General features: G+C 72.2%; 8 protein-coding genes and 1 rRNA gene. 4 read left to right on the top strand and 5 right to left on the bottom strand.

Going from position 1 to position 8,854, the window contains the following annotated elements:
• Nucleotides 1-191 precede the first annotated feature (191 nt).
• Together AB0K07_RS30385 and sigJ are read left to right on the top strand one after the other, a co-directional pair.
• Nucleotides 192-632 carry a carboxymuconolactone decarboxylase family protein gene (locus tag AB0K07_RS30385; protein ID WP_363760959.1) on the top strand — a complete coding sequence of 147 codons (441 nt, stop codon included), beginning with the start codon at nucleotides 192-194 and terminating at the stop codon, nucleotides 630-632.
• Nucleotides 629-1,507, top strand: coding sequence for an RNA polymerase sigma factor SigJ (gene sigJ / locus AB0K07_RS30380; RefSeq protein WP_363760956.1), 879 nt, complete (start codon nucleotides 629-631; stop codon nucleotides 1,505-1,507). The genes AB0K07_RS30385 and sigJ overlap by 4 nt, the downstream gene beginning before the upstream one ends.
• 19 nt (nucleotides 1,508-1,526) lie before the next feature.
• Here sigJ and ndk read toward each other — a convergent pair whose 3' ends face one another.
• The gene (ndk, locus tag AB0K07_RS30375) at nucleotides 1,527-1,952 is read right to left on the bottom strand and encodes a nucleoside-diphosphate kinase (protein WP_074313773.1); all 426 of its coding nucleotides are present in this window, start codon (nucleotides 1,950-1,952) and stop codon (nucleotides 1,527-1,529) included.
• 141 nt (nucleotides 1,953-2,093) lie between these two features.
• Between ndk and AB0K07_RS30370 the strand changes: the two genes are divergently transcribed.
• On the top strand, nucleotides 2,094-3,497 hold the full coding sequence (locus AB0K07_RS30370; RefSeq protein WP_363760953.1) for a VOC family protein: 1,404 nt from the start codon (nucleotides 2,094-2,096) through the stop codon (nucleotides 3,495-3,497).
• A gap of 21 nt (nucleotides 3,498-3,518) precedes the next feature.
• Here AB0K07_RS30370 and AB0K07_RS30365 read toward each other — a convergent pair whose 3' ends face one another.
• The 3 genes from AB0K07_RS30365 to AB0K07_RS30355 are packed head-to-tail and all read right to left on the bottom strand — an operon-like array spanning nucleotide 3,519 to nucleotide 7,920.
• Nucleotides 3,519-3,974 carry a DUF4233 domain-containing protein gene (locus tag AB0K07_RS30365; protein WP_363760950.1) on the bottom strand — a complete coding sequence of 152 codons (456 nt, stop codon included), beginning with the start codon at nucleotides 3,972-3,974 and terminating at the stop codon, nucleotides 3,519-3,521.
• Nucleotides 3,971-5,305: a folylpolyglutamate synthase/dihydrofolate synthase family protein gene (locus AB0K07_RS30360; protein WP_363760947.1), complete on the bottom strand. Its 1,335-nt coding sequence runs from the start codon at nucleotides 5,303-5,305 to the stop codon at nucleotides 3,971-3,973. Before AB0K07_RS30360 ends, AB0K07_RS30365 begins: the two co-directional genes overlap by 4 nt.
• The gene (locus tag AB0K07_RS30355) at nucleotides 5,302-7,920 is read right to left on the bottom strand and encodes a valine--tRNA ligase (protein ID WP_363760944.1); all 2,619 of its coding nucleotides are present in this window, start codon (nucleotides 7,918-7,920) and stop codon (nucleotides 5,302-5,304) included. Before AB0K07_RS30355 ends, AB0K07_RS30360 begins: the two co-directional genes overlap by 4 nt.
• A 70-nt stretch (nucleotides 7,921-7,990) precedes the next feature.
• On the opposite strand from AB0K07_RS30355, the gene AB0K07_RS30350 reads away from it, so the two are divergent.
• Nucleotides 7,991-8,677, top strand: a complete 687-nt coding sequence (locus AB0K07_RS30350) for a hypothetical protein (RefSeq protein ID WP_363760941.1) — start codon at nucleotides 7,991-7,993, stop codon at nucleotides 8,675-8,677.
• Nucleotides 8,678-8,767: 90 nt separating this feature from the next.
• Here the strand turns inward: AB0K07_RS30350 and rrf are convergent.
• Nucleotides 8,768-8,854, bottom strand: a 5S ribosomal RNA gene (rrf, locus tag AB0K07_RS30345); the annotation flags it as partial.

The raw sequence follows: 8,854 nt of genomic DNA, 5'->3' as shown, positions 1-8,854 counted from the left end.
CCTTTTACCCCCGGCCGCCCCCCTCCCCGCTTTTTTTTGTTGTTGGGCGGGCGTGTGGATCTCCGATCCGCCCGCCAACCTCATGATCGACGTGGCCGGGGACGGCATGACCGGAGTCACAGCCGCGGCTGTCACGGCGCGCCCCCGCCCGTCCGTCGTACGGGTGTCGAAACCGATATGGGGAGGTAGTCGTGCAGCGGATGAATCCCGGTGAGGTGGCGCCGAAGGCGTACCAGGCCGTCATGGGGATGGAGAAGTACGTCCAGTCGAACGTCGATCACACCGTGCTGGAGCTGATCAAGCTGCGTGCGTCGATGATCAACGGGTGCGCGTACTGCGTGGACATGCACAGCCAGGACGCTCTCGCCAAGGGCGAGTCGAGCCGGCGGCTGTTCGCGGTGGCCGCCTGGCGGGAGTCGACGTTCTTCGACGAGCGGGAGCGGGCCGCGCTGGACCTCACCGACGCGGTCACCCGGCTCGGCGAGCACGGAGTGCCGGATGAGGTGTGGGACGCCGCCGCGAAGGTCTGGTCGGAGAAGGAACTGGCCGACCTCGTCATCGCGATCGCCACAATCAACGTGTGGAATCGGATCGGGGTGACCATGCGGTTGGAGCCGCCGGCCCAGGTGTGACGACGACCGAGGCAGCAGAGGCGGCCGGTGCGCTCCAGGCGCACCGGCCCATGCTGCTTGGGCTCGCCTACCGCCTGCTCGGCAGCCGGCACGACGCGGAGGACGTGCTCCAGGAGACGTACCTGCGCTGGCTCGGCGTGGACCGGTCCGCGGTCGACGAGCCGCGCAAGTACCTGTCCCGGGTGGTCACCCGCCTGGCCCTGGACCGGCTGCGGGCCCGGCAGGCGGCGCGTGAGACGTACGTCGGAACGTGGCTGCCCGAGCCCGTCCCGACCACGCCCTCGCCGTTCGGGCCGTTGGACCGCGTCGAGCTACGCGACTCGCTCTCGACCGCGCTGCTGCACGTGCTGGAGCGGCTCACCCCGCCGGAGCGCGCGGTGTACGTCCTGCACACCGCGTTCGACCTGCCGTACGCCGAGATCGCCGAGATCCTGGACCGGACGCCTGAGGACTGCCGGCAGTTGCAACACCGGGCGACCGCGCGGGTGCGACAGGAGCAGCGCAGGTTCACCGCCAGCCGGCCCGAGCGGGAACGGTTGCTGGACGCGTTCCTGGCCGCCGCCCGGGACGGCGACCTGGCGACGCTCACCGACCTGGTGGCGGCGGACGCCACGGCATGGAACGACGGCGGCGGTCGGGCACGGGCCGCCCGCAACCCCGTCACCGGCGCGGACCGGGTCGCCCGGTTCTTCGCCGGGATCTACGGCCCGAGCCGCCAGTGGACGATCCGCCGGATGGAGCTGAACGGCGAACCGGGCGCCCTGCTGACCCGCGCGGACGGCAGCCGGTACACCCTGACCGTCAGCGCGGCCGACGGCCGGATCACCGGCATCTACGTGGTCGGCAACCCGGACAAGGTGCCCCCGGTCGACTGAACCCCGGCGTGCGGCAGCGTCAGCCCAGCTCGGGGAACCAGAGCGCGATCTCGCGCTTGGCGCTGTCCGGTGAGTCGGAGGCGTGCACCAGGTTCTCCCGGTTGGACAGCGACAGGTCGCCCCGGATGGTGCCGGCGGCGGCCTTGCGCCCGTCGGTCGCGCCGACCAGCCCGCGGACCACGTCGATGACCTGGTCGCCGGAGAGCACCAGGGCGACCAGCGGACCACCGGTCATGAAGTCCTTCAGCGGCGGGTAGAAAGCCTTGTCGACGTGCTCGGCGTAGTGCTCGTCGGCGAGCGCGGCGTCCATCGTCCGGTGCACCATCGCGTCGATCCGCAGCCCCTTGCGCTCGAAGCGGGAGAGGACCTCGCCGACCAGGCCGCGGCGGACCGCGTCGGGCTTGATCAGAACGAGGCTGCGCTCATCCGGGCTGTTGCTGGACACGCTGGGTTCCTCCTGTACGCGCTGAACGCTCGGGATCGGTACGGTCAGCCTAGCGACCCGGTCCCGGCGCCGGCGCGGCGGCCGGTCTTTCCCCCGGTGGCCGATCCGGCCTAGCCTGGCCCTGACCCCGGGAGGTCCACTGTGGCGAATGGCGGCAACCGACCCATCGCGCCGGTACGCAAGTTGATCGGCACGGTGCTGGGCACCGTGGCCACGTTCGTCGTCCTCTTCGGGCTCGGCATGACCAGCTGGGCCATCGTGGCGCTCGGCGTCGCGCTGCTGGTGCTGGCGATCGCACTGGCCACCGTGCGCGGCGGTGGGCGCACCTGGGTGGTCGGTGTCGGGCATGTGCACAGCGCCTCCGAACCACCCACCCAGTACGCCTTCGGCCGCTGCGAGCTGCAACTGGTGATCGACGCACCCGGGCTGCCGCCCCGGTCCAAGAAGATCATCGAGCCGCGGGTGCCGGTCTCCAAGTGGCCGTCGCTGGGCCAGACCCTGCCGATCCGGGTCGCGCTGGACGACCAGCGGCACGTCAAGGTCCTCTGGGACGAGGTGCCCACCCACGCGGAGACCGCCGCGGCGGTCGCCGACCTGCCACCGGAATTCGCCGACGCCGACGCCATCGACGAGGTGCTCATCCAGCAGGACGCCCCGCCGTGGGCCGACCGTGCGCCCGACGACGACTTCCGCGACCCGCTCGGCGATCCGTACCGCGACCCGCCCGGCCCCGATCCGCTCCGAGACGACCTGAGCGCCGCGCCGCCCGAGGAACGCGAGCCGGTGGTGGTGCACCGGAGCCCCGGCGGGCCGGTCGTGCTGGAGGGCGTCGTGGTCGAGCAGCCGACCGGCAGTCAGTCGGCCGGCAGCGGGCTGCCCCGCCGGGCCACGCCCGCGCCACGCCCGCCCGCCGAGGAGCACTTCGACCAGTCCGAGGACGACCCGGCCGCCCCGCCCGTCGAGGACCCTTTCGATCCGCCCACCGCGCAGCGCTTCGACCCACCTCCCGCGCAGCGATCCGGTCCGGGCGCGACCGACCCGCTGGACCCGCTCGACCTGCCACTGGACGATCCCACCCCGGCCGGCGCCGCGCGCGAGACCGTCACCGCCGAGGAACTGGACGAGGCGATCTTCGGGTACGACGGGGCGGCCGCCGCCGATCCGGCCGGCCCGATCAGCGGTGTGGGCCTCACGCTGCTGGTCACCGACCTGGCCCGGTCGCTCGGCTTCTACCGCGACATGCTCGGCTTCACCGAGGTCGACCAGGGCGCCGGCAACGCGGTACTCGCCTCCGGCACGACCCGCCTGGTGCTGCGCGAGGTGACCGGGGCCGCACCGATCAGCCGCCGGCTGGTGCACGTCAACCTCGAGGTGGACGACATCGAGGCGGCGTACGGGCGGCTGCGCGAGTCCGGTGTCCGCTTCACGTACGCGCCCCGCGTCGTCAACCGGGGCACCCGGCTGGAGGTGTGGGCGGCGGCGTTCCGTGACCCGGACGGCCACGGCATCGCCCTCACCCAGTGGCGCGAACGCGCCGACGCCTGACCGCAGCGGCAGGGTCGGCCGTCAGCCGAGGATGACCCGGCGGACGTGCAGCGCGTACGCCCAGACCAGGGCGAAGATGACGCCGAGCGCGAACAGCGACCAGTGCAGCAGGCCGGACAGCAGCAGCAGGCCCTGGAGCACGGTGCCGGCGTGCCAGGCCCAGGGGCGGCGCATCATGCCGGCGAGCAGGATGGCGACCACCGCCAGGGCCACCACCGCACCGATCGCCGCGCCGCCCAGGTCACCGCCGACCACCCGGATCGGCTGGATGGCCAGCACCAGCACCAGCGCCTCCAGGGCGAGGGTGCCGGCCCCCAGGCCGCGTACCGCCCGCTCCGGGTCGCGCAGCCCGGACCGCCGGGGCTGATCGGGACCAGGCTGATCGACAGCAGGCTCATCGACAGCCGACTGCTCGGCCGTGGGTGGGTCGGTGGGCGGGAACTCGGTGCCCTGGGGGTCCCGCTCCGGGCCGGTCATCGCTTCAGCAGTCGACGGGCGTCGGCCACGGTCACCACCGACCCGGTCACCAGCACCCCGACCCCGCTCAGCTCACCCGGAACGTCCTCCTCGGCCAGCGCCACCGCCGTCTCGATCGCGTCGGGCATCTCCTCGGCCACCTCGACCCGCTCCTCGCCGAAAATCTCGACGGCCAGCGCGGCGAGTTGCTCCGTCGGCATCGCCCGCGGCGAACTGTTCCGGGTGACCACCACCAGGTCGGCGACCGGTTCCAGCAGCTCCAGCAGGCTGGGCGCGTCCTTGTCGGCGAGCACGCCGACCACCGCCACCAGCTTGCTGAACGCGAACTCCTCCTGGAGCGCGGCGACGGTGGCCGCCATGCCGTGCGGGTTGTGCGCGCCGTCCAGCAGGACGGTCGGGGCACTGCGTACCCGCTCCAGCCGGCCCGGGGAACTGGCCGTGGCGAACCCCTCCCGGACCGCCTCGACGTCCAGCTGCCGCCGTGCCCCGGCGCCCAGGAACGCCTCCACGGCGGCGAGTGCCACCGCGGCGTTCTGCGCCTGGTGCGCGCCGTGCAGCGGGATGAACACGTCCTCGTAGACCCCGCCGAGGCCCTGCAGGGTGAGCACCTGCCCGCCGACCGCGACCGCCCGGCGCAGCACGCCGAACTCGGCGCCCTCCCGTGCGAGGGTGGCGCCCACCTCCGCACAGCGTTCCAGGAGCGGACGGGCGGCCTCCTCCTCCTGCGCCGCCGCGATCACGGTGGCGCCGGGGTGGATGATGCCGGCCTTGGCGAGCGCGATGTCCTGGAGCGTGTCGCCGAGCCACTCGGTGTGGTCCAGCCCGATCGGCGTGATCACGCAGACCCCGGCCTGAATGACGTTGGTGGCGTCCTCGGCGCCGCCCAGGCCCACCTCGACCACCGCGATGTCGACCGGCGCGTCGGCGAACGTGGCGAACGCCAGCGCGGTGGTCATGTCGAAGTACGTGAGCGGCTCGTCCGACCGCGCGTCGACCAGCTCGGCCAGCGGCCGGATCTCCTGGTACACGGCGGCGAACCGCTCCTCGCTGACCGGCTCGCCGTCCAGGCTGATCCGCTCCCGGACGGTCTCCAGGTGCGGGCTGGTGTACCGGCCGGTGTGCAACCCGAAGGCCCGCAGCAGCGAGTCGATCATCCGCGCGGTGGAGGTCTTGCCGTTGGTGCCGGTCAGGTGGATCGACGGGTACGCCCGCTGGGGGCTGCCCAGCAGGTCGAGCAGCGACTCGATCCGGTCCAGCTCGAAGACCATGCGGGTGAAGCCACGGGCGGCCAGCTCGGCTTCGGCGGCGGCGAAATCGGTACGGTCGGTCACGAGGGAAGCGTCTCCAGAGCAGCGTCGATCCGGACCAGGTCGGCCTCGGCGGTGGCCAGCCGGTCGCGGATCTTCGCGACGACGGGCTCGGGGGCTTTGCCGATGAAGGCCGGGTTGTCGAGCTTCGCCCGAGCCTGCGCGACCTCCTTCTCGGCGGCCGCGCGGTCCTTGGTCAGCCGGGCACGCTCGGCGGCCACGTCGATCGACCCCCGGGTGTCCAACGCGACACCGACCGCACCGGGCATGGCCAGCGTGGCGCTGGCCTGGAAGTCCTCGGCGGCCGGGTCCAGCCGGACCAGAGAGCGGATCAGCGGCTCGTGGGCCGCGATGCCGGCCCCGGCGAGCCCGTCGAGCCGCGCGGCCACCCGCTGCGTCGGGCGCAGCCCCTGGTCGGAACGGAACCGCCGGATCTCGGTGACCACCCGCTGCACGCTGACCAGCTCCGCCTCGGCGGCGTCGTCGATCAGCGAGGCGTCGGCCACCGGCCAGGCGGCGGTCTGCACGGTCTCGCCGCCGGTCAGCGCGAGCCACAGCTCCTCGGTGACGAACGGGATGACCGGGTGCAGCAGCCGCAGCAGCTGGTCCAGCACGTGCCCGAGCACCCGACGGGTCCTGTCGGCCCGCTCCCCGCCCTCGGCGAGCACCGGCTTGCTCAGCTCGACGTACCAGTCGCAGACGTCGTCCCACGCGAAGTGGTAGAGCAGGTCGCACACCTTGGCGAACTCGTACGCCTCGAACTGCTCGTCGACCTCGGCGGTGACGTGCGCGAGCCGGGACAGGATCCACCGGTCGACGGTGGAGAGCTGCTCGGCGGCGGGCAGGTCACCCGACGTGTGCGCCCCGTTCATCAGCGCGAAGCGGGTGGCGTTCCAGAGCTTGTTGCAGAAGTTGCGCGAGCCCTGGCACCAGTCCTCGCTGACCGGGACGTCCTGGCCGGGGTTGGCGCCGCGGGCCAGGGTGAACCGGGTGGCGTCGGCGCCGAACCGGTCGATCCAGTCCAGGGGGTCGACCACGTTCCCGAACGACTTGGACATCTTCTTGCCGTGCTCGTCGCGGACCATGCCGTGCAGGGCCACCACGTCGAACGGCTGCCGGCCGTCCATCGCGTACAGGCCGAACATCATCATCCGGGCGACCCAGAAGAAGAGGATGTCGTAGCCGGTGACCAGGACGCTGGTCGGGTAGAACTTCGCCAGGTCCGGGGTCTGCTCCGGCCAGCCGAGCGTGGAGAACGGCCAGAGCGCGCTGGAGAACCAGGTGTCCAGCACGTCCTCGTCCTGGTGCCAGCCGTCCCCGGTCGGCGGCTGCTCGTCCGGGCCGACGCAAACGATCTCGCCGGCCGGGCCGTACCAGACCGGGATCCGGTGCCCCCACCACAGCTGGCGGGAGATGCACCAGTCGTGCATGTTGTCGACCCAGGCGAAGTAGCGCTTCGCCAGCTCGGCCGGCTCGATGCGGACCCGGCCGTCGCGGACCGCGTCGCCGGCCGCCTGGGCCAGCGGCGCGGTGTTGACGAACCACTGCAACGACAGCCGCGGCTCGACGGTCGTCTTGCACCGCGAGCAGTGCCCGACCGCGTGCACGTACGGCCGCTTCTCGGCCACGATCCGGCCCTGCTCGCGGAGCGCCGCCACGATCGCGGGACGCGCCTCGAACCGGTCCAGCCCCTCGAACGGGCCGGGCACGGTGATCACGCCGCGCTCGTCCATCACGGTCAGCGCGGGCAGCTGGTGACGCTGGCCGATCTCGAAGTCGTTGGGATCGTGCGCCGGGGTCACCTTGACCATGCCGGTGCCGAACGACGGGTCGACGTGCGGGTCGGCGACGATCGGGATGCGGCGCCCGGTCAACGGCACCTCCACCTCGGTGCCGATCAGGTGCTGGTACCGCTCGTCGTCCGGGTGCACCGCGACGGCGGTGTCGCCCAGCATCGTCTCGGCCCGGGTGGTGGCCACCACGACCTCGTCGCTGTACCGGATGGAGATCAGCTCACCGTCGTCGTCGGTGTGCTCGACCTCGATGTCGGAGAGCGCGGTCAGGCAGCGCGGGCACCAGTTGATGATCCGGTTGGCCCGGTAGATGAGGCCCTCGTCGAAGAGCTTCTTGAAGATCGTCTGGACGGCGCGGGTCAGGCCCTCGTCCATGGTGAAGCGCTCGCGGTCCCAGTCGACCGAGTCGCCGAGGCGCCGCATCTGGCCGAGGATCGCCCCGCCGGATTCGGCCTTCCACTGCCAGACCCGCTCGACGAACTTCTCCCGGCCGAGGTCGTGCCGGGACAGGCCCTCGGCGGCGAGCTGACGCTCGACCAGGTTCTGCGTGGCGATGCCGGCGTGGTCCATGCCGGGCAGCCAGAGCGCCTCGAAGCCCTGCATCCGCTTGCGCCGGGTCAGTGCGTCCATCAGCGTGTGCTCGAACGCGTGGCCCATGTGCAGCGAGCCGGTGACGTTCGGCGGCGGGATGACGATGGTGAAGGGGGGCTTGTCGCTGTCGGCGGAGGCCCGGAAGTGCCCGGCGGCTACCCACTGCTCGTACCGTCGCTGCTCTACCTCGCCGGGCTGGTACTGGCCGGCCAGGGTGGGGGCGTCGGGGCGTCGGGCATCGAGTCTGTCGGTCACCCGTGAAAGTCTACGGAGGGCTTCCGCGGACCCGACGTGCGCCACCTGCCATTCGCGTACGGTGTCGGCTATGTCCGACGCACATCTCACTGAGCGCCCGCTCGACGGCGGTCGCGAGCCGGTCGAGCTGACCGAGGAGCCGATCCAGCTGAGCACCCGCGATTCCGGGGGCGATCCCGACGAGCCGCGGGGCGGGTGGTCCCGCCGGCGCCGGATCGGCTGGGCGGTCGCGCTGGTCGTCGGTCTGGCCGGCGCTGGTGTGCTGGGCGTCGGCGGCTGGCGGGTGATGCAGCAGAAGGACACCCGGCTGACCTCGCCGGAGCAGGTGGCCGGCCTGACCCGCGACGACAGTGACCGCGCGAAGAGCACAGCGGACTACCTGCGCAGCGGCCTGGCCGCCGACATCGAGCTGGACCGGAGCTTCGGCACGGTCTACCGCGATCCGGCCGACGACAAGCGGTCCGTGCTGATCTTCGGGGGCACCACCCTGCTCTGGCAGCCGGAGCGGGATCTGGACAGCCTCTTCGGCCTGATGGCCGACGAGACCGGCAGGGTGACCGGCCTGCGCGAGGTGTCCGCGGGCGAGCTGGGCGGCGTGATGAAGTGCGGCAGCACCAGCGGCGAGGGCGGCGACTTCGCCGTGTGTGGCTGGGCGGACCACGGCAGCGTCGTGATGGCGATGTTCCCCGGGCGCTCGGTGGCTGACGCCGGGGGGCTGCTGCGCAACCTGCGCGCCGGCATGCAGACCCGGGACTGATTCTGGGCCGGCGTCCGCGCCGGCCTTTTCACTCTGGGTGCGGATATGCGTCAGGGCCACCCCCGATGGGGGTGGCCCTGACGAAAGATTGTCCGGCGGCGTCCTACTCTCCCACACCCTCACGAGTGCAGTACCATCGGCGCTGGAGGGCTTAGCTTCCGGGTTCGGAATGTGACC

The sequence above is a fragment of the Micromonospora sp. NPDC049301 genome (assembly GCF_040678715.1).
GTDB lineage: Bacteria > Actinomycetota > Actinomycetes > Mycobacteriales > Micromonosporaceae > Micromonospora.
Note: the sequence above shows the minus strand (reverse complement) of the source record. Positions and strands in the feature narration are given on the sequence as shown.

Coding starts and splice junctions, on each gene's coding strand:
- AB0K07_RS30365 (WP_363760950.1), bottom strand. CDS start 3,974: ATGACCGGCCCGGAGCGGGACCCCCAGGGCACCGAGTTCCCGCCCACC.
- AB0K07_RS30350 (WP_363760941.1), top strand. CDS start 7,991: ATGTCCGACGCACATCTCACTGAGCGCCCGCTCGACGGCGGTCGCGAG.